Here is a 23,254-nt window from a genome sequence, read left to right as displayed (position 1 = left end):
CTTCTCGTTGCCACTCATGACGACGACTTTGTCCCTACCTGCGTGATGCTTTGCCGCTCGCAGGACAGAGAATGGTATCTACCGATTCAAAGCATAATATCGTAAAGATGGGAGGCTTCCTTCCATTTTTTGGAAACAACGATGGATCGCCTGGACTCGATGTCGATGCTCGTGACGGTCGTGGAGGCGGGCAGCCTTTCGGCCGCTGCCCGGCTGCTCGACACGCCGCTCACTACCGTCAGCCGGAAGATTTCCGTTCTGGAAGAGCACCTCAAGACCCAGTTGCTGACACGCTCAAGCCGCAGGATCAGTCTGACAGATGCAGGTAGGTCCTACGTCGCCGCCTGCAAGCGGATATTGGAAGACGTGGGCGAAGCCGAACGCATCGCAGCGGGGGAGTACACGGCGCCCAAGGGCGAACTCAGCGTGACGGCGCCCATCGTTTTCGGTCGCCTGCATCTTGTACCGGTGCTGGCTGATTTTCTTCGGGCCTATCCCGATATCGACGTCCGCCTGACGCTCAGCAACCGACAGGTCAACCTGACCGAGGAAGGTATCGATGCCGCCCTTCGCGTCGGGGACCTGCCGGACAGTGCTATGATTGCCACGCGCGTCGGCACGATCCGTCGAGTCTTCGCTGCCAGCCCGCTGTATCTCAAAGCCCGAGGCATCCCGCGGACGCGGGCCGATCTTATCGGACATGACTGCATCGGCGTGCAGGGCTTTACCGGATCAGATTTTTGGAGTGTTGCCGATGACGGTGAGATCCCGGTTCGCTATCGGCTCATCGTGAATTCGACCGACGCTGCCTGCGAGGCGGCGAAGGAAGGTATGGGGATTGTTTCGGTATTTTCCCATCATGTGGCGTCGAACTTCCAAGACGGCACCCTGGTTTCGGTTTTGCCGGACTTCAAGCGACAAACGCTTCCGCTCAGTCTGGTGCGAGGAGCGAGAGAATATCTGCCGCTGAAGCTCCGCGCCTTTCTGGACTTCGCCACGCCGCGCTTGAAAGCGCGGTTAGCTGCGGAGGCTTGACCGATCTGGGCGGCCGGGAAGATACATCTTGGTCCACGCACCATCGTGCTGGCAGACAGGGCCTACGATGCGGATCGCATCCGGAAGTTGATCCAAGGCCAAGGTGCCACGCCCAATATCCCGCCGAAAAGAAACCGGCGTTGGAAGCCTTGCTTCAGCAAGCGCCTCTACCGCGAGAGCAACCTGATCGAGCGCTTCTTCTCCAAGTTGAAGCACTATCGCCGCATCGCTACCCGCTACGACAAGCTCGCTGCCAACTTCCTCGCCATGGCCAACTCGCTTCAATGCGACTCTGGCTCCGTGCTTATGAGTTACGGCCTAGAGTCGGTAGAGCAGATCGGGCGGGCGCCCGTCCCAGACCTGCGACATGCGCATGCTCGGTCGGGCAATAAGCACTTTCATCTCAGGCGGGTTCGTATATTTCGTGCTTTGAAGATAGCTCAGCCAGTTGGTGCCCCTTGATGCCCGCCACATTGACATCTGCAAGCGCCGGCGCCGCCATCGTGTTTCGTGGCGCCGTGCGGCCGCGCATCAACGACGTGGTCGGCATCATCACCAAGCGCGCCGTCGCCGACGCCGTCATTGACAGTTATGAAGGCTGAGCACGGCTACTGCCGCGCGGCCTCCTGCGACCACGCGAGGTCGCGCCGGGACGGGCGGCGATGCAGCCGCTCCGAGATCAGGCCTGCCGCTTGCCGGCCCTGACCGACGCGAAGGCAGGCCACGATGAACGTGTCTTCCCACAGTTCACGTTGTGCATGGCTGCCGCCGATCCGCACCAGCTCGGGCATCAGTGGCGCGAGAATGCGGACGGCATCGCCATGATCGCCCGCGGCAAAGGCGGCGATCCCGCGGCAGAGACCGATGGCGGAGGGGCCCGGCGCCAGCTTGCCGTCGGCCTGGCGCGCTTCCATTTCCATAAGCCGCGTCTGCAATGCGGCGTCGTTCGTCGTCGCCGCGACCAACGCTTGGTGCACGTCGGCGAAATGCGCGCCGGCTTTCGGGAAATAACCGTTGCCATACGTGGCGACATCCCGCCAGTGAGGTTCGAGGCCCGTCTTTCCGGCCAGTGACAGCCGCCAGAGCAGCGAGGCCGTATCGGTGTAGATGTTGAGCGGCGGATACGGGCGTCCCGCCGGCTTGAGATGACGCTCGTAAATGTCGAGCGCGCCGTCGGCGTCGCCTTCTTCGAGGGCGATCAATGCGAGATGCCAGGCGAGATGGCCCTGTAGGAAGCTCGTGCGCTCATTCGCCGGCAGCCAAGCCGACAGAAATGCGCGACCTTCGCTCCCATCACCCTGTTCGAACAGCGCATGCGCGACGGCGTGCGCGGCGCTGGCGTTCTCCGGCTTTAGCGCATAACCGCGCTCCGTGATCTTGCGTCCGGAGACGACATCGCCGGCTTCGGTCTTCGACCAGCCGAGATAGGTCAGGAACCACCAGTCGTCGCCATAATCACCGGCGTAGCGTTCGCAGACCGCGAGCCGGGCCGCATCGTGATCGGCCCGCCCCGAGAAGGCATAGAGACCGAAGGCGCCGAGCAGCAGCGACAGGACCTGGGCATCGCGCGGATACTCCGCCAGATGCTGTTCGGCGGCCGTCATGGCTTTCGCGGCCTGGCTCCCGATCACGGATGCCATGATCTCGATATGCTGGCGTTCGCGCGGGCTCGTGGCCGCCGCCAGTTGCTGGGCCCTGGCCGCCTTGGCGCGGGCGTCCGCGCCTTCCATGTTGAGCTGATGCACGCGGGCGCGCCCGATATGGGCCATCGCGAAATCAGGATCTTTGGCCATCGCCGCATCGAACGCCGCATCCGCGCCGTGCAGGGCCGCGAGCATGCGATCGACGCCGTCGACATAGTGCGAGGCGGCGCGGTCCGAGGTGGTTGTCAGCGGCAGGCCGTAGCGGTCGAGCTTCATCTGATGTCCTCGCGAATTGGACACGAAGTCTAGCAGAGACGCTGATGGCGACAATATTGCGGGAGTTGTCGCGTGAAGCGGTTGAGCCGGTGGCGATCCGCCGCTAGCTTGCGGCCATGATCGGACCGGCGGGGAATCGGGGCTGAAGGACGTGACATCCAGCGAAGCGAGTGTGGAGGCGGCCAAGCCGTTGCCCGAACCGGCCGCGCCCGACATGCCGCTGCTGCGCATCGAGAGCGTGGCCAAATCGTTCGGCAATTTCCGCGCGGTCGACCAGCTCTCGCTCGATATTTGTGCCGGAGAGTTTTTCGCGCTGCTCGGTCCGAGCGGCTGCGGCAAGACCACGCTGCTGCGCATGCTCGCCGGCTTCGAGACGCCGGACGAGGGCCGTATCCTGCTTGGTGGCAAGGACATCGCGCCGGTGCTGCCGCATGAGCGGCCCGTCAACATGATGTTTCAGAACTACGCACTGTTCCCGCATCTGTCGGTGCGCGACAACATCGCCTTCGGTCTGAAGCGCGCCGGCATGGCGCGCGCCGATATCGCAACCCGCGTCGCCGAGATGGTCGCTCTGGTCAAGCTCGAGGGCATGGAGAAGCGCAAGCCCGACCAGCTCTCGGGCGGCCAGCGGCAGCGCGTGGCGCTGGCGCGTTCGCTGGCGCGCCGCCCGCAGGTGCTGCTGCTCGACGAGCCGCTGGCTGCGCTCGACAAGAAGCTGCGCGAGAGCACGCAAGGCGAGCTGATGGAGCTACAGCGCCGGCTCGGCACGACCTTCATCATCGTCACTCACGACCAGGAAGAGGCGATGACGATGGCTGACAGAATCGGGGTGATGGATGCCGGCCGTCTCGCCCAGGTCGCGACGCCACGCAACCTCTACGAGGCGCCGGCCTCGCGCTGGATCGCCGAGTTCGTCGGCGACATCAATCTGTTCAATGGCCAGGTCGTGTCGCGCGACCATAGCCGCCTGACCGTCTCGACATCGGAGGCAGGCTCGCTCGTGGTCAGCGAGCTGTGGCCGCCGGTGACGAAGGATGTCGTCTGCGTCGCGATCCGGCCGGAGAAGGTGAAGCTGTCGCGTCGTGCACCGGCATCGGATGAGGGCGGTTCGCATGGGATCAATCGACTGGAAGGCGTTGTCGCCGACGCCAATTATCTTGGCGGCGTCACGACTTACAAGGTGAGGCTGGAATCGGGCGCGATGGTGCGCTCGTCGATGGCCAACACCGCCCGGCTCGATGTCGATGCCTATCTGGCTGGGCAGCGCGTCGTGGCATGGTTCACGGCCGATGATTGCATGGTGCTGGAGCAATGAGCGCGCGCGGCATCTTCGCCCGTCCGGCGCGGCTCGCTGCGATCGCGCCCTATCTCTGGATGGTGTTGTTCTTCCTGGTGCCGTTCGCGTTCGTGCTGAAGATCAGCCTGTCGCAGACCGTGATCGCGCAGCCGCCCTATGTGCCAGTGTTTGATCTGACCGAAGGGCGCGAGGCGCTGAGTGCTGCCTTTGCGCAATTGTCGTTCGACAATTTCAGGCTGCTGTTCCACGACGACCTCTACATCCTGTCCTATCTACGCAGCCTCGTCGTTGCCGTGACCTCGACATTGATCCTGCTGCTGATCGCATACCCCATCGCCTATGGCATGGCGCGGTTGCCGCAGCGCTGGCAGGGCGTGGCAATGATGCTGGTGATCGTGCCGTTCTGGACGTCGTTCCTGATCCGCATCTATGCTTGGATCAACATCCTGCAGCACGATGGACTGCTGAACAAGATCCTGCTGGCGTTGCATATCGTGTCCGCCCCGGTGGTCTGGCTGTCGACCGACAGCGCGATGTATCTGGGGATCGTTTATTCCTATCTGCCGTTCATGATCCTGCCGCTCTATGCGACGCTGTCCAAGATGGATGCCTCGCTGCTGGAGGCCGCCAATGATCTTGGCGCCTCGCCGCGGCGGGCGTTCTGGCTGGTGACGTTTCCGCTATCGCTGCCCGGCGTCGGCGCCGGCGCGCTGCTCTGCTTCATTCCAATTGTCGGCGAGTTCGTGATCCCCGACCTGCTCGCCGGCTCCGACTCGCTGATGATCGGACAGACGCTGTGGCTGGAGTTCTTCACCAACAAGGACTGGCCGGTGGCATCTGCGGCGGCGGTCGCGCTGCTGGTGCTGCTGGTGCCGCCGCTGTTGCTCTATGACCGACTGCAGCGGCGTCAGCTCGAAGGTAATAGCTGATGGCGCACACCGTCACCAGGATCACGCGTTTCAACATGACGTCGCTGGCGCTTGGGTTCGCGTTCCTCTATCTGCCGATCGTCATCCTCGTGATCTATTCCTTCAACGCCTCGCGGCTGGTGACGGTGTGGGGTGGCTGGTCGCTGCGCTGGTACCACGAATTCTTCAACGACCACGCCATGCTCGAGGCCGCCTGGATGAGCGTCAGCGTCGGCGCGGTATCGGCGACGCTTGCGACCCTGCTCGGCACGTTGGCGGCGCTTGGTCTTGCCCGCGGCGAGCGGTTCCGTGGGCGCGCGCTGTTCTCCGGCATGCTGTATTCGCCGCTGGTGATGCCGGAGGTGATCTCCGGCCTGTCGCTGCTGCTGCTGTTCGTGGCGTTGAACGCCGAGCGCGGCTTCTGGACCGTGACGATCGCGCACACCACGCTGACAATGTGCTTTGTCACTGTCATTGTGCAGTCGCGCCTGACCTCGCTTGACCGCAGCCTGGAGGAGGCCGCGATGGACCTCGGCTGCGATCCGGTGCGGGCATTCCTGTTGGTGACGTTGCCGCTGATCGTGCCGGCAATCGTCGCCGGCTGGATGCTGGCCTTCACGCTGTCGCTCGACGACGTCGTGATCGCGAGCTTCACCACCGGCCCCGGTTCGGCGACGCTGCCGATCCGCATCTATTCGGAGGTGCGGCTCGGCGTGAAGCCCGAGATCAACGCGATCTGCACGCTGGTGATCGGCTTGATCGCTGTCATCATCGTGGTGGCTTCGTTCGCCTGGAAGCTGTCGAGCGCGCAGGGCGAGAGCGCTGCGCCGCTGTGAGGGATCGGAGGGGCCATGCAGTTCGCCTACGGTATGCTTGCTCACACGCCGCCCTGGGTGTTCGTGCTGCTCGCCTATCTGGTTTGGCTTGGCATCAAGGCGATGCAGCCGCAGACCACGACGATCTGGCGGGCGCTGATTGTGCCGGCGGTCTTCATCGTCTGGGGCGTCTCCCGGATCGGGTTGCGGCAGGACGCCATCTGGCCGCCGATCGCCTGGATCGCGGCAGCGCTGGCGCTGTTGCCGCTGGGCGTGCTGACGCCGCGGCCGTTCGAACTGGACCACGCCACGGGACAGATCACACGGTCGGGTAGCGTATTTCCGCTGATCCGCAACCTTGTCGTGTTCGCTCTGCAGTACAGCGTGGCGGTGATCTCCGCCGTCGACGTCCACGACCGCTTGCTCGCCGCCATCATCGGCCGCGCGATCTCGGGCGCGACCGCGGGCTATTTCATCGGCTCGACGATCGCGCTGTTGCGTGCCTATTGGCACAAGCGGCGGCAGGCCGCCGCGAGTTAAGCGTTGCGTCGATCACGGTTGCTTCCTTCGCTCGGCGGCTTTCGGGCTCGCACCGCGCGGTCGCGGTGCCGCTGTAGCCGTCCGAAGTCCGGCGATGCCGCGAACGCCGTCGCCCATGGCCGCACCGAGTTGCCGCAGCGCGAGGCTGTTGAGCGGAAATTCGAGCAGGATATGGGTCAGGCTGAGCGCCAGCAGGAAGGTGAAGCCGAACGCGTAATTGTAGAAATACAGCGCGGTCGACGCGGCGCTCGCGGCACCGACCAATGCCAGCCGCGAGCGCGGGATGTCCGCCCAGCGGATGACGTCGGCTTTGATGAACCAGTTCAGGTAGTGGTAGGTGTAGACAAAGGCGAGCAGGCTGGTCAGCCGAGTGTCGAGCTTCAGCCCCGGGATGCCGAACAGCCGGCTCAGCGCCGGGCCGACATTGCCGAAATAGTTCTTTGCGGCGAGCGCGAAGCTCGCGATCCGCACCTCGGCCGTCGGCGGGGCAAACAGGATCACCGCGACGGCGATCAGATAGGCGACGACCAGCATCGCCTGCACCGGGCTGCCGGCGCGATAGGCGCCGAGCGTCATGAAGACCAGCGTGAACAGCGAGACGTGGACCAGTGTCGGGATCAGGATGCCGACCACGGCGAACGACGAGCCGCTCTCATACATCATGGCAGCCAGCGCGATCGCGACCATGAACAGCAGCATGCTCTCGACCGCGGATTTGGTCGCCGCCAGCATCGCGCAGACGATCAGCGCGGCCCACATCGCGAAGCCGAACCATGCGGCATTGTCGATCAGGGCGGCGGCGATGGCGAGAACGATCAATGCAACGGCAATGCCGCGATGGGGCAGGAAGTAGCTGCGGTCGTGCAGCCACGAGATCTCGGTGAAGTAGTGGGCAGGGCCGAGCACCACATAGGCCAGCAGCAGCAGTTCGAACGGGACGAGATAGGCGGCCGCGAACGCCAGCAGCATCAGGCCGAGGTGAGTGACGTCGTTGGTCCGCATATCCAGACGTTTCTCTGACGGGGCCGGCTATCCTGTCGGTCGCCCCGCCGGCGTGACAGGTTCAATCATCTCGCCTTCTATTATCCCATTCCGGCCGCTCACGATTTGACCGCGCCGGCCGTCAACCCGCCGACCATGTAGCGCTTGAAGACGTAGTAGATCGCGGCCGGTGGCAGCGCATAGATGAAGCCTGTGGTCATCAGCAGCTCCCACGGCGAGTCGTCGGCGGCGAGGAAGTTGCCGAGCGCAACAGGCAGCGTGATGTCGGTATCCTTCGAGAGCAGCAGGAACGCATAGAGATATTCATTCCAGGCGAGCAGGATCGCATAGGTGCCGACCGCGACCAGCGAGGGCATCATCAGCGGAAGATAGACCAGGCGGAACAGCTGCAGCGTTGTGGCGCCGTCCATGGTCGCGGCCTCGTCGAGCTCGACCGGCAGCTTGTCGGAAGCCTGCTTTAGCACCCAGATCGCGTAGGGCGAGGCGATCGTGACCATGGCGAGGATCAGCGACCAGTGATTGTTGAGCAGGCCGTAATTGCCCATGGTGCGGTACATCGGCACGGCGAGGAACGCGGCCGGGATGAAATAGGTGAACAGTGCGAGGTTCATCACGGCGCGGCCGCCCGGCACCCGCAGCCGCGAGATCGAGAACGCGGCGGCGGTCGCGACGAACAGCGTCAGCGCGCCGACGGCTAGCGCGATCACGGTCGAATTCCAGAACTGGATCCAGAAGTCACGCAGGAAGTAGTGCTCCTGGTAGAACACAATGTGGAAATTATGCAGCGTCGGGTGGTCCGGCCACAGCTTGCCCGCGAACGCGTCCTCCTTGGGCGAGATCGCGAACACGAACATGTGGTAGATCGGCACCATGGTCCAGATGAAGACCGGGATGCCGATCAACAGCAGCTTGGCTTCGGTGCCGACGTCGCGGAGGGTGGGCAGCTTCATCGCGACAACCGTTTCATCATGAAGTAGATCAGCGGCAGTACGAACGGCATCGCGCAGACGATCGAGGCCATCGACAGCGAGAGCTGGTCGAGCCGAAGATACCGGATGCCGAGCGTCGAGAGCACATGGGTCAGGTCGGCGGGGCCCCCGCCGGTGAGCAGATAGACGCTGTTGAAGTCACCGAGCGTCCAGATCATCGAGAGCAGTGAGCAGGTGACATAGAGCACCTGCATCGACGGCCAGGTGATGAAGCGGAATTTTTGCCACCAGCTGGCGCCGTCGACGTCGGCGGCCTCGAACAGATCGTTGGGGATGGCGAGCCGCCCGGTCATCAGGATCAGGGTCCAGAACGGCAGCGATTTCCAAATATGCACGCCGATCGCCATCGTCAGCGCCACGGTGGGGTCGTTCAGCCAGTTCGGCCCGTCATCGCCGGTCAGCTTGAAGATGACCTGGTTGACCATGCCCCATTCGGGATTGAGCATGAAGCGCACCGACAGGATGGTCGGGATCGAGGGCACCGCCCAAGGCAGGATGAACAGCACCGACAGCCATTTGATCCAGCCGCGCTGCTGGATGAAGAAGCCCGACAGGAACAGCGCGACCAGCATCTTGAAGTTGATGCCGATCACCAGGAAGATCAGCGTGTTGACCGCGGCGCGCGCGAAGATCGGATCGTTGTAGAGCGCGACATAGCTTGCCGGATGGCGCGCCAGCCACAGGCCGTAGCAGACCGGATAGACGACGAAGGCGAGGAACACCAGCAGATAGGGCGCAAGCAGCACGATGCCCCAGACCTGCGGCGGCGTCAGCCGCGCCGAGAGGGGCAGGCTCGGGATGTCGGATGCTGACAGTGTTATCGCCATTCGTTGACTCTTTGAGCGAGATGTCGCCCGCGCCTAGGTTGTCGTCCCTGCGAAAGCAGGGACCCATAACCACCGGCTTTCGTTGTTGCACGAAAGCCGGTGATCAGCATCTTTCAAAATCGCCGCCGCGGCGTATGGGTCCCTGCTTTCGCAGGGACGACCAAGAAGAATATGCCGCGGCGGTTGGTCTCGTTACTCCTACCCCGCAACCTGCTTGATGCGGGCGATCAATTCGTCGACGGCCTTGTCCACCGGCACCTTTTCGCTGACCACGCGGTTCATGGCCTTGGCCCAGACGTTCTCGTTGTTCAGGATGGTGAACTTCCAGTTCTTGGTAAAGTCGAACGGCGCGGTGCCGCCGGTGAACTGGGTCCAGACCGCCTTACGGTGGCGGTCGGCCTGCCAGAACGGGCTGGCCTGGCTGGCCTTGGTCACCGGGAACCAGCGGCCGAGCGCGCCCTCGATGTAGGGCCGCACGTTGTCTTCCTCGAGCAGGAAACTGATGAACTGCTTGGCCTCGGCCTTGTTCTTGGCCGCGGTGAAGATCAAACCGGTCTTGACGTCGGAGCGGTACCTGATCGTGGAACCATCCGGCGCCTTGGGGAAGGACGCGGTGATGATGTCGTGCTCATAGGCCTGCTTGCCGGCGGCGCGCTGCGCGTCGGTCAGCGCCGGATTGGTCGAATCCTCGAACCACTTCGCCGCGATCGAAATCGTGAAATTGTGGGTCATCACGATGGTCTTGTTGTGGAAGGCGACGTTGTTGTCCGGGTCTTTCCAGGTCGTGGAGGAGGGCGGCGTGCAGCCCTTGATGTAGGTGTCGGTGTAGTCCGTCAGCGCGTGGATCAGGGCGTCGCGGACCTTGGGATCGTCGACCAAGAGCTTGCCGTCGTCGTCGACCAGCTTGACGTGATAGGCGTCCATGAAGGTGTAGAACGACTGGAAGGCGTCGGTGGATTCCACGCCCATCGGCTGGCCGACCGCGTAGATGCGCTGGCCGGTGGCCTTGCGGATCGCCGGTTGCACCTTGTCGCACCAGAACGTCCAATAGCCCGTCCAGTCGTTGGGGATGTCGCTCTGCTTGAAGCCGGCCTTCTCCAGCATGTCGCTCCAGATCTGGACGTGCATGCTCTGCTGCTTCAGCGGGAAGCCGTAATAGGACCTCTTCTTGGCGACGTTGTCATAGAGCTTCGACGCATCAAGCGTGTTCTGCACGAACCGATCCTGGATCGGCGCCATGACGTCCGAGAGGTCCTCGAGCTTGCCCTCATAGGCCCATTTGCCCTGTGCCTGCACGTCGTAGGTGTCGGAATAGGCGACATCGGGCACGGTGCCGGAATCGAGCGCGGCGACCGTCTTCGGAATCATGTCCTGGATCGCGTATTGCGACAATTCGACCTTGATGCCGGTCTTGGCTTCGAATTTCTTGATGGTGTCGAGCAGTGCGTCGTCTTCGGATTTGTAAAATCCCTTGCCCCACCAGACGGTGATGGTCTTGCCCTGGGCAAAAGCGGGTGCGGTGGCGGCGAACAGGCCGACGGCTGCGACCGCGAGTGAAAGCGCGCCGATAACCTTGGATCTCACGTTGTTCTCCCTCTTCACGCCGGGTTTTTTAACCGGTTGGGTAAAACACTAGCGCATGGCTGTGACCTGATCCAGATGGTGCATCGGCGACTTCTGTAGGGGGTCTCGCGAGCGGCGCGGACGCGCATAGTCGCACCTATGCGGAAAGCGAAGAGCTCGATCAGTTCGACTTCGCATTTTCGGCGGCTGCCGGGGCGCTTGCCGGCGCTGCGGCGTCGGGCGCCGCGGGCTTTCCGCCGCCGGTGAGGCGCTCGATCACCGAGCGCACCGCGTCGCGGGTCTTGCGGTCCTTCACCGCATCGAGCAGCGGCGCCGACGCAGGCGATCGGCGGATCAGGCTTTCCGGATCGGGGAAGATCAGGGGATCGTCCCACGGACCCTGCACCACGAAGGGCAGATCGAAAGCGTTGCCGCCGGCGGATGCGGACGTCAGGCTGGCGACGCCCTTGAGGTCATATTCGCGCGCCGGCACCGAAGCCGTGCCGGTCAGCGTGATCTTTGCCGCGGGGCCCTCGACGCGAATGTCATCGGCGGTCGCAACGCCGTCGGAGAATTTCACCGAGAGATTGAGATTGTCATAGGGCGTCGCGCCGGAGCGGAAATTGCCGCCACCCGACAGCGGCCGCCGCTCCAGCCGCTTCAAGAGCTGCTCGACATTGAAGCCCGCGATCGCGCCGTCATGGCCTGTCAGCGTCGCGGTCCCGTCGAGCGATTGCGCAAGGCCAAACGGGCTGGAGCCTGACGCCGTCAGCGAGACGTTGAGGTTGCCGCGACCCGAAAGCTTGGTGATGCCGAACAATTCGCTGGCACAGGCCTGCAAATCGACGTCGGTGAACTGGAATTGCGCCCTGACGTCGGCGACCGCATCCGACCGCGCGACCGCGAACGAGCCCTTGGCGATGCCGCCATACATCTGCGCCTCCCCGACGCTGAGCGCGAGCGCGCCGCCGCGCAGATTGGCGCCGAACGCGGTGCGACCGAGCCTGGACGGGCCGACCGTGACCCTTGCCGCCGACAGCCGCATGTCGAGGTCGGTTGATGACAGCGAGGTCAGGTCGAACAATTGCCTGTTCCAGTCGCGCTGGCCGCTGGCCAGCAGGCGGAAGGTCGAGATGTAGGGCGTGAAGTCGAGATTGCCGGCCGCAAGCGTCGCCTGCAGCGTCTGCCGGCCGTTATTGGCGTAGGTCATCACGCCTTCGGCGACGTTGCCGTCGAGCTCGACATTGACATTGGTAAGCGCGACCGAGCCGCCGACCACATTGGCACGCGCCTTCAGCGCGAAGCGGCCGAAGCCGCCACCGCCGCCGGGCGGCTCCTGTCCCATCCAGCGCAGCGCATTGCGCAGCGACGGTGAGTCCATGGTGGCGACGCCTTCCATCATCAGGCTGGTGCGGTTGGCGACGGTTCCGTCGAATGCAACTTTCAGCGGCGCGCTGGCTAGCCGTGCCTTCAGGCCGGAGCGCTCGCCCGACAGCAGGGCTACGAAATCGCTGGCGCTGATCGAGCCGTCGACGCGCTCGCCGCGCCAGTCGAACTGGCCGGTTGCGGCAAAAGAGCGCGAGATCGACGGCCAGGCCAGCGACAGGTCGATATCGCCGAGCTGTTCGGCGACGCGGTTGGTTGCGTCCTCGTAGTTCATTTCGCCGTCTTGGATCCGGATCTCGGAGAACGACACCTGGTTCTCGGCGCCGGGCGTCATCGTCCTGGCGATGGTTTCGACAAACGGTGTCCAGTTGCTCTCGCCATTGGCGTCGCGCACCACATGGATGTGCGGGCGGAGCATCATGACGTCGGCGATCTCGAACCGTCGCAACATGAGGGGCAGCAGGCGCAAATTGGCAGTCAGCACATCGACCTGCAGAGCGGGGTCGGTGGTATCTGCACCCTTGAGCCCCACATCATGGAACGAGACATAACTGCCCGGAAACACCGAGACATCGATACTGCCGTTGACGACGAGGTCGAGCCCGGTGACGGCGCGGATCTGCGCTTCCACGGCGCGTCGCAGCGAATCCCGGTTGAGGAACCAGGAATTGGCGATCAGGCCAATCAGCGCCAGGCCGAGAACCGCCGCGATCGGCATCCCGAGGCGCTTTATTCCTTGGGCCATGGTCAATGACATGTCCGGATCGGGTTGAAATTGTCGGGTCACGTCGGACACTGCGGGCTGTGCATGGAAGCCGGTGCCAACCCACGCAACTTGAAGGGTTTTCTTGTCGCTTTCAAGGCCATCCTGATGTCGCAGGCGGCCTTCCGTGGCGGCACGGGGGCCGTCATTGACGCACCGCGAAGATTTCGCCTAATAATCCAGCCTGTGTCAGCGGTTCACGCCCTCCATCAGGTATTCGTCGCATGAACAAGGTCTATCCCGACGCCAAGTCGGCACTCGATGGTCTCCTCAAGGACGGCATCATGATCATGTCGGGTGGCTTCGGCCTCTGCGGCATCGCCGAGACCCTGTCGGACGCGATCCGCGACTCCGGCGTGAAGGGGCTGACCGTGATCTCCAACAATGCCGGCGTCGACGGCATCGGCTTGAGCCGGCTCTTGGAAACGCGCCAGATCAAGAAGATGATCTCGTCCTATGTCGGCGAGAACAAGCTGTTCGCCCAGCAATATCTCGCCGGCGAGCTCGAGCTCGAATTCAACCCGCAGGGCACGCTGGCTGAGCGCATCCGCGCCGGCGGCGCCGGCATCCCGGCCTTCTACACCAAGACCGGTGTCGGCACGCTGATCGCCGAGGGCAAGGAAGTGAAGGAATTCGACGGCGAGAAATACATCATGGAGCGGGGCCTGTTCGCCGACGTTGCCATCGTCCACGCCTGGAAGGGCGACACCGCCGGTAACCTCGTCTATCGCAAGACCGCGCGCAATTTTAACCCGATGATGGCGACCGCGGCGAAGGTCACCGTCGCCGAGGTCGAGCACCTGGTGCCGGCCGGCGAGATCGATCCGGACCATATCCATACGCCGGGCATCTTCGTGAAGCGCATCATCGAGGTCGGCACCGGCCACAAGCGGATCGAGTTCCGCAACACTCGCCCGCGCCCCGCAGCTTGATCCGAAACCCGTTAGGAGCCTTCCATGGCCTGGACCCGTGAACAGATGGCCGCCCGCGCTGCCAAGGAGCTGCGCGACGGCTACTACGTCAATCTCGGCATCGGCATCCCGACACTGGTGTCGAACTACATCCCCGACGGCATCGACGTCAGCCTACAGAGCGAGAACGGCATGCTCGGCATGGGCCCGTTCCCCTATGAGGACGAGGTCGACGCCGATTTGATCAATGCCGGCAAGCAGACCGTCAGCGAATTGCCTGACACCAGCTATTTCTCCTCAGCCGAGTCGTTCGGCATGGTGCGCGGCGGCCATATCGATCTCTCGATCCTCGGCGCCATGCAGGTGGCGCAGAACGGCGACCTCGCCAACTGGATGATCCCCGGCAAGATGGTGAAGGGCATGGGCGGCGCCATGGACCTCGTCGCCGGCGTCAAGCGCGTCGTCGTGGTGATGGAACATTCCGCCAAGGATGGCGCGAAGCTGCTGAAGCAATGCAACCTGCCGCTGACCGGCGAGAAGGTCGTCGACATGGTCGTTACCGATCTTGCCGTGTTCACTATCGACAAGCACGGCAAGGACGGCATGGCACTGATCGAGCTTGCCGACGGCGTCACGCTCGACGAGGTCAAGGCCAAGACCGAGGCCGACTTCCGCGTCGCGCTGAAGAACACCTGAGATGATAGTGGCGGGACGGACAACGATCCGTCCCGCACGACCCGACGACGCGGCCTTCATCGCCCGCATCATCCTGTCGGCGCAGCGCGGCCCGTTACCGCGCGGCTGGTGCGACATCGCGCTCGATCGGGGTGAGCCGGAATGCCTCGCCTTCATCGCGCGGCTCGCCGTTGCGCGTCACCGGTCATGGTATCACGTCGCTCATTTCCTGATCGCCGAGGTCGATGATGTGCCGGCCGCGGCGCTGTGCGCGATGCCGGCATCCGGAACGGTCGTTGCCGCCCGCGCGGCGATCGAGGAGGTCGCGGCAGAGACCGACATCGATGCTGCGGGCGTTCTCCAGCGCGGCGCCTATGCCCGCCATTGCTGGGTTCAGGGCGGCGAGGGCGACTGGCTGATCGAGCACGTCGCGAGAGACAAGGCGTATCGCGGTGGCGGATTGGTACAGGAACTGATCGGACACGCGCTCGCCGCCGGCAAGGCCGCTGGCTACGCGCAGGCCTCGATCTCGTTCCTGATCGACAATGTGGCCGCCGAGCGCTGCTACGCCAAAGCGGGCTTTGCATTCGCCGAAGAAAAGCGCGATGCCGCGTTCGAAGCCCTGACCGGCGCGCCGGGCTTCCGAAGGTTTGCCCGCGCGATGTGAGTGGGCGGTAAAGCCACCGCATACACAACTGTCGTCCCGGCGAAGGCCAGGACCCATAACCACAAGGTTTTGTTGTTGAAGTAGGCTGTGGCCCCAGCGTCGCGCAACAAGTCGCATTCGGGGTAATGGGTCCCGGCCTTCGCCGGGACGACGGCGAGTTTGTTGCAACGGCTTGTGAGTCGTACATTCGCGTTCTCGCGACATGAATTGTCCGAGCTTTGCATTTCGTTCCGCCCTCTCCTTGAAGGGCGCAGGGAAAGCTGGGTTTCTCTTCTGATAAAGCGAGATATTTTTCGTGTGAGGCCTTGCGCCGTGGGGCAACTCAGTGCCAGGGGCCGCCATCAGCGGCCGAAATCCACCGCCGTGGTGTTGCCGCCGCTGATCACGACCGCGACGCGCTCATTGGCATCGGGCTTGTAGGCGCCCGACAGCAGCGCCGAAAATGCCGCGGCGCCGCCCGGCTCGGCGACGATGCGCAAGCCACGCCACAGCGTCTGCTGCGCCTCGGCAATCGCGTCGTCGGACACCAGGACGGTGCTATGCACATATTTCGCGGCGATCGGATAGACGCGCTCGCCGACCCGCCGCGGCGCCAGCGAATCTGCCGCCAGCCCGCCGGTCTCGGCATCGACCGGATGGCCGGCCGCGAGTGCGCGCGTCAGCGTCGGCGCTGCCGTTGGCTCGACGCCGATCACCTTGACGCGGCCGCCATACCACGCGGCAACGCCCGCGATCAGGCCGCCGCCGCCGACTGCCACCAGCACGGTGTCGATGTCGGGGGCCTGCTGTTCGAGTTCGAGGCCCAGCGTGCCCTGACCCATGATGGTCTCGTGCTGGTCGAACGCCGGCACCGGCATCGCGCCGCTCTGCTGCGCCCAGACTTCGCTTGCGGCCAGCGCGTCGGCGTAGAGATCGCCCTCGATCACGAGGTCGGCGCCATAGTCGCGGATGCGCTGCACCTTGGCGGGCGACGACACGGTGGGAACGTAGATCCGCGCCGGCTTGCCGAGCCGCATCGCGGCGTAAGCGGTGGCTGCACCATGGTTGCCGCCCGATGCCGCGACGACGCCGGCCTTCGGCACGTCGCGTGCCAGCAGATTGGCGAAGGCGCCGCGGGTCTTGAACACGCCGGCATGCTGCAGCAGTTCGAGCTTGAGCGTCAGCGATTTTGCGGCGAGGCCGAACTCGTCGCCCGCGAGCACGACGACCGGGGTCCGCCTGATGTGCGGCCTGATCAGACCAGCGCATCGTTCGATGTCCTGCGGTGTCACCTCGGTCACGGTCAGTCTCCTTGCAGACGGGAATGATTGACAGCAATTAGTTATTTAGCTAATTAGCAATATGACTTCATCTCAGGCCAATGTCGAGTCCGCGCTGCGCGCGCTAGCAAGTGATCGCCGGCTCTTGATCCTGGAATGGCTGAAGCGCCCGAAGGCGCATTTCCGCGCCCAGGTCGATGGCGACCTCGTCAAGGATGGGGTCTGCGGGGTGCTGATCGCCGAGAAGCTCGGGGTCAGCCAGCCGACGGTCAGCGAACATCTGAAGATCCTGACCCAGGCCGGGTTCCTGAGCACCAAGCGCGTCAAGCAATGGACGTTCTACAAGCGTGACGAAGCGCAGATCGCGCGGACGAAGACCGCGATCATCGCGAAGGTCTAGAGCGTTTTCGAGCGAAGTGGATAGTGGCTCGGCTCGCCGGATGCGGCGCCGCGCAAAGGTGCTTGAGTTGCCGAGTGACGCGCTTGATGTCGTGCGCCGGAGTGTCGGCTAATGCATGGCACCGTGCAAAGGCATCTCTCTGTGATTACGCTCACACCGAAGGCCGCGGTCGAAACAGTCTGATCGTCATCTGCGCGTTGGGTTAGGCCAAGCGTCCAGACACTAGTTGCGCCGATTGAAGATATTTTTGCGGTTCGTTACGCGGCTCTCCGGCATTTGTGTCGCGTGAGCAATCCGGCCAAGAAAAAACAAAATCCGGATCGAAGCAGGGCCTCCCTGAGGCAGCGCGCGGGTGATCTCACGACACACCGCGCCGTCGCAGTCGTCTTTGCCTCCGATTGTCCCCCATCATCGAGGACCGTTCCGTGATCAAGTTTTTCCGCAGCTCGTTCGTTGCCGGCCTGTTGTCGCTGGGCCTGGTTCTGCTCTCACCCTACGCCGCGCAGGCGCAAGCGCAGGGGACCGACACCATTCTCGTGCTCGACGCCTCCGGGTCGATGTGGGGCCTGGTCGATGGCCAAAGCAAAATCTCCGCAGCAAAGCAGGCGGTCGATTCGATCCTGTCGAAATGGAATCCCGCCGATCGTCTCGGCGTGATGGTCTACGGCCATCGCTCGAAGGGCGATTGCAAGGACATCGAGCTGATGGTGCCGGTCAGCAAGTTCGATCCGGCGAGGATCAAGGCTGCGGTCGACGGCATCAACCCGAAGGGCAAGACGCCGATTGCGGATTCGCTGAAGGCTGCGGCCGCGGCGCTGAAGTCCACCGAGAACAAGGCGACCGTGATCCTGGTGTCCGACGGGATCGAGACCTGCGCACCGGATCCGTGCGCGGCGGCGGCCGAGCTGAAGAAATCCGGCATCGGCTTCACTGCCCACGTCATCGGCCTCGACGTCGCCGATCCCGCGGCGAAGAGCCAGCTGCAATGCATCGCGCGCGCCACCGGCGGCGTCTATCTCGACGCCGGCAATGCGTCGAGCCTGACCGGGGCGCTGACCAAGGCGGTGGCGGCGACGCAAGGCACCAAGGTCGCAAGCGAGGCGCCGCAGAAGCCCGTGGCCGATCCCTATCTCGGCAAGAACATTCGCGGCGTGGCGCGGCTTGCCGAAGGCCTCGATCCGATCAGCGACGAGGACGTCAACTGGGGCATCTTCAAGCCCGCCGCCGGCGAGAAGGGCGAGCACGTGAACACCTTCTATGGTGCGCCGTTTGCCGACATCATCGCGCCCGGTGATTACATCGTCGAAGTGAGCTACCGGCAGCTCAAGCGCGAGTTTCCGCTCAAGGTGGAGAAGGGCAAGCAGGCGATGCTCGATGTCATCCTCGATGCCGGCTACGTCACCAGCGAAGGTTCGGTCGCCGGTGGCGCTGGCAAGGTCGATGACGTGGTCTGGCAGGTCACCGACAAGGGCGGCACGCTGATCGCCCAGGAATACGACGCGGTGCCGCGCTTCGTGCTCGCCGCGGGCAGCTACGTGCTGACCCTGACCAAAGGGCAGTCGAAGACCAGCAAGCCGTTCTCGGTCGCCGCCGGCGATTCGAGCAATGTCTCGCTCACGCTCGATGTCGGCAAGCTGATCGTGACCTCTACCTATGCTGAGGGCGGGCCCAGGGTTGAGAAGGATATCGTGGTCGCGGTCCGCCAGCCCGCGAAGCCGGACGGCGACGAGGGCGAGAAGGTTGCGCAGGAATACGATGCCGAGTCGAAGTTCGACCTGCCAAGCGGCAGCTACGACGTGACGGCTGTGGTCGGCGAGGCCAAGGGCACGGTGCGTACGGAGGTGAAGTCCGGTGCGCCGACCCGGATCAACGTCAACCTCAACGCCGGCGTGATCGGAATCAAGACCGACGGCGCCCAGGAGATCGACATCTACGGCGCTGAGCGCGACATCAATGACGAGCGCAAGCGCGTCTCGGTGAGCTATGAGGCGACCTTCAACGTCGCGCTCGGCGCCGGCGACTATGTCGCGGTCGCGATCTATGCCGACGGCCAGAAGGTGGAAAAGCCGTTCTCGATTGTGGCTGGCAAACGCCAGACGCTGGAGATCAAGCAGTAGGCGGCGTTGCGACGTTACGTCTCTCCTGTCTGTGAGGTGAGCACGTCTCTCAGGCTCCCTCCCCCCTTGTGGGGGAGGGTGGGGAGAGGGGTAGCCCCGGGCGAGATGCGTGACGTTGGAATTCGTTTTCGCAAATCTCGGTCGCGCGTCGTTTCAAGTTTGCGTCGGAGAGAGCGCCCGTGTGGCACCCCTCTCCCCACCCTCCCCCACAAGGGGGGAGGGAACCCATCTGCCGGTGCGACCCTCACGGTGGAGCGGAGAATGCGGCGGCATCACGTAAGCGCGCTACCTCACACCCGAGCGATCGCGTGCGAGAACACCACCTCTATCAGCGTGCCGGAGCGGCCGCCGGTGCGGATCTGGAATTTGGCGCGGTTGGCTTCGACCAGGGCTTTGGTCAGCGACAGGCTGACGCCGCCGGCGCCGGCCTGGTCTGATGGCGCAGGCGCCCGGAACGGCTCCAGCGCGGCGGCGACTTCGTTGTCGTTGAGGCTCTGCCCGGTGTCGCGCACCCGCAGCATCACCTCGCCGAAGTCGGACAATGCGGTCGAGACGATCACCTGGCCGCCGGCATTGGCAAGATGGATCGAGCTGCCGATCAGGTTCAGCGTGATCTGGCGCAGCGCGCGGGCGTCGGCGACGACCATGGGCAGCGTGTGCGCCAGCGAAGTGCGGATGATGATGCGCTCGCGGTTGGCCTGCGGCTGCATCACCGCGACGCAGCTCTCCACCATCTCGTTGAGGTTCTGGCTGGTGAAGGCGAGATCGAGCTTGCCGGTCTCGATCCGGGAGAGATCGAGCAGATCGTTGACGATGGCGATCACCCGCTCGCCGGAGGCGCGGATGTCCTTCATGTATTCGACATAGCGCTCGTTGCCGAGCGCGCCGAAACGCTCGCCGATCATCACCTCGGCAAAGCCGATGATGGCGTTCAGCGGCGTACGCAGCTCGTGGCTGATCCGCGCCAGCATGTCGGATTTGCCGTTGGCGGCGCGCTCGGTCAGCCGCCGCGCCTCGCGCAATTCGTTCTCGCTTGCCTTGGTCTGCGAGAGATCGCGGAACACGGCGAAGAAGTTCGGCCCCTCGGCGCGGGTGCGGCCCATCGTCACCGACAGCGGAATCAAGCCGCCCTGGCGCACGCGCCCGAGCGTCTCGCGGCCGTGATCGAGCAGGCTGGCGACGCCGGCCGATTTCACGCTGGCGAGATAGTCGAAAACGTTGTGCTGGCTTTCCGGCGCGAACAGATCGGCGAGATTGTGCGTGATGAACTCCGCGCCGTCATAGCCGAACAGCGCCTCGGCGCTGCGGTTGCAGGAATGGATGTTGCCCTCGGCATCGAACATGATGATGCCTTCGGCCGCGGTGTCGAGGATCGCGCCGAGCTCTTCGGCGTCGGCGTGGCCGGCCTGCGGTTCGGGTGGCACTGCGATCGGCTCGATCGCTGTTTCCGGCGCCGGCGCCGAGAGTGCTGCCGCGATCGCGGTGTCCTCGTCATGCGTGCGCGAAAAGATCAGCGCCAGCGCGGAGTCGTCGTCCCATGAGATGGTGTGCAGCCGCGCCTCGGCAGACACCGATGTGGCTGATGCGTCCGCGGCCTGGTTTGCGGAGATCGTGACCGGCGTGCCGGTGCCGGACGAACTGCTCGCCTGCGAGACGCCGGGTTCGACGAACAGCGCATCGAGCCCGCCGGCGTCTTCCAGCGCGTGCAAACTGTCATAGCCCATGCGCGCGAGGAAGGCGTGGTTGGCATAGAGCAGGCGGTCGAGCCGGTAGATCAGGATGCCGACCGGCAGCAGATCGAGCAGCGCCTTGTCGCGCCTGGCTTCGCCGCGCGGCGGCGGCTCGGTCTGCGCCATCCAGCCGGACTTCGGAGTGTCTGGCTGCTCCTCGCGCGGCGGCTCGATTGCGGCGGGCTCCTCAGCGGTCGGCTCGGTTACGGCGTCCGGCTCGGCGATCGTCTCTGCGGTGCTGCTGTCGGCGGTTGCCGCGGTCAGTCCCGCCTCGTTCTCCAGCCGCGCCGACAATTGGCGGGCGAGCTCGTTGAAGGCGTTGTTCTCGACCGGCGTCAGCGATGGCGGCCGCGTGTCGCCTCCGGGGCGGAACGGGACCACATTCTGTGGCGTCTCGTTGCGCACATCCTCTCGGACTTCTTCGCGCGTATCTTGGGGCGTTTCCACGGTCTGATCCAGGTCGGGGTGTGAAGTCTCGGATGCTATCGGCTCAATTAGGTCCTCGATCGGAGGTGCGGCGTTGGCCTCGGGCGGCTCCGCGACCGGCGGAGGAATGTCGACCGGCGGCTCGGCGGCGAGCGGCTCATCTGCGACCAGCGCTGTGGGCGCGACGTCAGCCGACAGCGGCTGCGGCACCGTTGGGCCGCTGAAGAACTCATAGCGGCGCAACGCGGCGAGTCGCGCAAGCCCGTCGAGGTCGCGACACACACCAAAGCCGCGATAGCCGGCGAAAGTCCTGTTGCGGTCGAACACCGGCAGGCCGGCCAGTTCGACCGGCAGACGGCCGCCGCCGTCGACCGGCCAGGGCAGCGTGATGCCGCTCCAGGTGTCGTGGGTGGCGACCGCCTTCAGCACACGACCGTCGGGGTCGAGCCCGAAAGCATCGGATATCTCGCTCCAGAGCCGGCCGAAGCCGGCCGCGGTGCGGGTGCCGATCAGGCGGGTGAATTCGTCGGAGCCGAGCGAGAAGCGGCCCTCATGGTCCATCTGCCACATGAAGCGCAGCGGAAGCCGCCGCGCAGTCGGCAAGGGCTCGTCGAGCCAGGATGGCGCGGGCGCGGGCGGCGGTTCGGCGGCGGGCGCATCCGCCACGGCGTAGGGCGAGGGGGCAGGCTCGGCCGGTGGTATTGAGGCTGCCGTGACGGGCGCGACAGCCTCGTCCTCAACGTCGGGCAAGGTCTCGAACGGCGGCTCTTCGATCTCTTCTTCGGCTTCCTCTTCCGCCGTCACATCGATCGGCGCCTCGGTCGGCGAGTCCTCGACCACGGGCGCTTCGGGATGCGCGATGTCGGGATGCGCAGGCGTGGTCTCGGCGGGCTCCGGCTCCGCGTGCGCCTGTTCTGCTGCCGCAGGCCCAGCGTCGACATGAGGCTCGCTGATAACAGGCTCGGGCGCGGCGGGTTCTTCCGTAATCGCTTCCTGCTGCGTCGCCAGCGCGTCGTACAGCGTGAAGGCGGCCGGCACTTCGGTGGTCGGCGCCGGGGCTTCGTCAGGCGCGATCGGTTGTTCGCTCGCGAGAGCAACTGCCGGTGTCTCCGGCGCGACCGTCTCCTGCACAATCGCCTCAGGCACGACTGTCGGCGTCGGCTTCGGCTGCGCGACGACATTCGGCGCCGGCTTGATCAGTGCGACCAGCGCGGTATCGGCGCCGCGGCCGATCCGTTGCAGCACGACGCGGCCGATCGCGATACTGGCTGCGGCGCGGCCCTGCTTCAGCGCGTCGCTGCGCGCCGCATCGAGGCCGGCTTCTGAAAGATCGTGCAGGCCGAGCAGGGGACGCGCCGCATCATTGGCGCCGAGCAGCATGCCGTCGCCGCTGAAGGCTGCGACCGGCCGGTCCAGTCCCTGCACCAGCCGCTGCAGCCGCTCGGCCAGCGGCATCACGCGGCCGGTGGCCGCGGCGACCAAAATGCCGTGGCTGCCGTCGGGCAGGTCGAGCCGCGCGCAGCTGCAGGTCGCGAGCAGTCCGGGTGCCGCACCAAAGCCGCGCAGCCGCTCCAGCCTGATAGCACCATTGGCGAAGAGGCTGCCGCTGAGCCGGGCAACCTGGCGACGATGCGGATCGGCTGGACCGAATGAGCGCTTCGCCAGATCCGTGCCGTTGACCGCACCGAACACCTGCGCACCGACCGGATTGGCCCAGAGGATCCGCGCGCCGTCGGCCGACCACAGCCATGCGGGCCGCGGGCTCGCCGCATGCTCCGCTAGCCTGGGATCGCCGAGCGCCTGAATCTGGAATTCCGCATCGTTCATCACGCAGGACTTGATCGCATTGGTTGGGCTTTCTCACCTGCGATGGGCGCAGATACCGGCGGCCAAAGGATGACAGCCTTAACGGTTCGTTAGTATCGCAAGCGCGCGGCGGCAGGTCCACCGCTGCGCCCATCCTGCCCACGGCAAAGGCTGGATAACGTTAACTTGCCTGAACGATCCGCCGCGCTTAGGCGTTGT

19 protein-coding genes and 1 pseudogene are annotated in these 23,254 nt (G+C 64.7%); 12 read left to right on the top strand and 8 right to left on the bottom strand.

Annotation, left to right across the window (positions count from 1 at the left end; translation table 11 throughout):
* The first annotated feature begins 141 nt into the window (after positions 1-141).
* The 3 genes and pseudogenes from UP10_RS26850 to UP10_RS44595 all read left to right on the top strand — a co-directional run bounded on the left by UP10_RS26850 (position 142) and on the right by UP10_RS44595 (position 1,637).
* Entirely contained in the window at positions 142-1,035 is an 894-nt protein-coding gene (locus tag UP10_RS26850; RefSeq protein WP_044590237.1) for a LysR substrate-binding domain-containing protein, read from the top strand.
* 42 nt (positions 1,036-1,077) lie between these two features.
* Positions 1,078-1,302, top strand: a pseudogene (locus tag UP10_RS26845) (transposase); the annotation flags it as partial.
* A 194-nt stretch (positions 1,303-1,496) separates the two neighbouring features.
* Entirely contained in the window at positions 1,497-1,637 is a 141-nt protein-coding gene (locus tag UP10_RS44595) for a hypothetical protein (RefSeq protein ID WP_156180274.1), read from the top strand.
* A gap of 6 nt (positions 1,638-1,643) precedes the next feature.
* Here UP10_RS44595 and UP10_RS26840 read toward each other — a convergent pair whose 3' ends face one another.
* A complete protein-coding gene (locus UP10_RS26840) occupies positions 1,644-2,873 on the bottom strand; it encodes a tetratricopeptide repeat protein (RefSeq protein WP_082077272.1) in 1,230 nt (409 codons plus the stop codon).
* A gap of 295 nt (positions 2,874-3,168) precedes the next feature.
* Here UP10_RS26840 and UP10_RS26835 point away from each other — a divergent pair, with 295 nt between their 5' ends.
* From UP10_RS26835 to UP10_RS26820, 4 genes are read left to right on the top strand one after another with little or no spacing between them, the layout of a single operon-like run.
* Complete coding sequence (locus tag UP10_RS26835) at positions 3,169-4,269, top strand: ABC transporter ATP-binding protein (protein WP_082077271.1); 1,101 nt, start codon at positions 3,169-3,171, stop codon at positions 4,267-4,269.
* The gene (locus tag UP10_RS26830) at positions 4,266-5,180 is read left to right on the top strand and encodes an ABC transporter permease (protein ID WP_044590234.1); all 915 of its coding nucleotides are present in this window, start codon (positions 4,266-4,268) and stop codon (positions 5,178-5,180) included. Before UP10_RS26835 ends, UP10_RS26830 begins: the two co-directional genes overlap by 4 nt.
* Entirely contained in the window at positions 5,180-5,995 is an 816-nt protein-coding gene (locus UP10_RS26825) for an ABC transporter permease (protein WP_044590233.1), read from the top strand. The genes UP10_RS26830 and UP10_RS26825 overlap by 1 nt, the downstream gene beginning before the upstream one ends.
* Positions 5,996-6,010: 15 nt before the next feature.
* Entirely contained in the window at positions 6,011-6,514 is a 504-nt protein-coding gene (locus UP10_RS26820) for a DUF6622 family protein (RefSeq protein ID WP_044590232.1), read from the top strand.
* A 12-nt stretch (positions 6,515-6,526) separates the two neighbouring features.
* On the opposite strand, the gene UP10_RS26815 is transcribed toward UP10_RS26820, so the two are convergent.
* The 5 genes from UP10_RS26815 to UP10_RS26795 all read right to left on the bottom strand — a co-directional run bounded on the left by UP10_RS26815 (position 6,527) and on the right by UP10_RS26795 (position 13,026).
* Positions 6,527-7,516 (bottom strand): hypothetical protein, encoded by a 990-nt coding sequence (locus UP10_RS26815; RefSeq protein WP_044590231.1) that lies wholly within the window; start codon positions 7,514-7,516, stop codon positions 6,527-6,529.
* 98 nt (positions 7,517-7,614) lie between these two features.
* Complete coding sequence (locus UP10_RS26810; RefSeq protein WP_044590230.1) at positions 7,615-8,466, bottom strand: carbohydrate ABC transporter permease; 852 nt, start codon at positions 8,464-8,466, stop codon at positions 7,615-7,617.
* The gene (locus UP10_RS26805) at positions 8,463-9,332 is read right to left on the bottom strand and encodes a carbohydrate ABC transporter permease (RefSeq protein WP_044590229.1); all 870 of its coding nucleotides are present in this window, start codon (positions 9,330-9,332) and stop codon (positions 8,463-8,465) included. The genes UP10_RS26810 and UP10_RS26805 overlap by 4 nt, the downstream gene beginning before the upstream one ends.
* A 198-nt stretch (positions 9,333-9,530) precedes the next feature.
* Complete coding sequence (locus UP10_RS26800; protein WP_044590318.1) at positions 9,531-10,916, bottom strand: ABC transporter substrate-binding protein; 1,386 nt, start codon at positions 10,914-10,916, stop codon at positions 9,531-9,533.
* A 160-nt stretch (positions 10,917-11,076) separates the two neighbouring features.
* Positions 11,077-13,026, bottom strand: coding sequence for an AsmA family protein (locus tag UP10_RS26795; protein WP_044590228.1), 1,950 nt, complete (start codon positions 13,024-13,026; stop codon positions 11,077-11,079).
* Between the two features lie 242 nt (positions 13,027-13,268).
* On the opposite strand from UP10_RS26795, the gene UP10_RS26785 reads away from it, so the two are divergent.
* The 3 genes from UP10_RS26785 to UP10_RS26775 are packed head-to-tail and all read left to right on the top strand — an operon-like array spanning position 13,269 to position 15,297.
* Positions 13,269-13,976 carry a CoA transferase subunit A gene (locus UP10_RS26785; RefSeq protein WP_044539432.1) on the top strand — a complete coding sequence of 236 codons (708 nt, stop codon included), beginning with the start codon at positions 13,269-13,271 and terminating at the stop codon, positions 13,974-13,976.
* A gap of 24 nt (positions 13,977-14,000) precedes the next feature.
* Positions 14,001-14,651: a 3-oxoacid CoA-transferase subunit B gene (locus tag UP10_RS26780; RefSeq protein ID WP_044590227.1), complete on the top strand. Its 651-nt coding sequence runs from the start codon at positions 14,001-14,003 to the stop codon at positions 14,649-14,651.
* 1 nt (position 14,652) lies between these two features.
* The gene (locus UP10_RS26775) at positions 14,653-15,297 is read left to right on the top strand and encodes a GNAT family N-acetyltransferase (protein ID WP_044590226.1); all 645 of its coding nucleotides are present in this window, start codon (positions 14,653-14,655) and stop codon (positions 15,295-15,297) included.
* 341 nt (positions 15,298-15,638) lie between these two features.
* Here the strand turns inward: UP10_RS26775 and UP10_RS26770 are convergent, their stop codons facing one another.
* Positions 15,639-16,583 carry a threonine/serine dehydratase gene (locus UP10_RS26770; RefSeq protein WP_044590225.1) on the bottom strand — a complete coding sequence of 315 codons (945 nt, stop codon included), beginning with the start codon at positions 16,581-16,583 and terminating at the stop codon, positions 15,639-15,641.
* Positions 16,584-16,638: 55 nt separating this feature from the next.
* Here UP10_RS26770 and UP10_RS26765 point away from each other — a divergent pair, with 55 nt between their 5' ends.
* Entirely contained in the window at positions 16,639-16,956 is a 318-nt protein-coding gene (locus tag UP10_RS26765) for an ArsR/SmtB family transcription factor (protein ID WP_044590224.1), read from the top strand.
* A 425-nt stretch (positions 16,957-17,381) separates the two neighbouring features.
* Positions 17,382-19,073: a vWA domain-containing protein gene (locus UP10_RS26760; RefSeq protein ID WP_044590223.1), complete on the top strand. Its 1,692-nt coding sequence runs from the start codon at positions 17,382-17,384 to the stop codon at positions 19,071-19,073.
* Between the two features lie 290 nt (positions 19,074-19,363).
* Here the strand turns inward: UP10_RS26760 and UP10_RS26755 are convergent, their stop codons facing one another.
* Positions 19,364-23,056: a PAS domain-containing protein gene (locus tag UP10_RS26755; protein WP_044590222.1), complete on the bottom strand. Its 3,693-nt coding sequence runs from the start codon at positions 23,054-23,056 to the stop codon at positions 19,364-19,366.
* Positions 23,057-23,254: the final 198 nt, after the last annotated feature.

Origin of the sequence: Bradyrhizobium sp. LTSPM299, from assembly GCF_000938235.1 — a bacterium.
Classification (GTDB): Bacteria; Pseudomonadota; Alphaproteobacteria; order Rhizobiales; family Xanthobacteraceae; genus Bradyrhizobium.
Note: the sequence above shows the minus strand (reverse complement) of the source record. Positions and strands in the feature narration are given on the sequence as shown.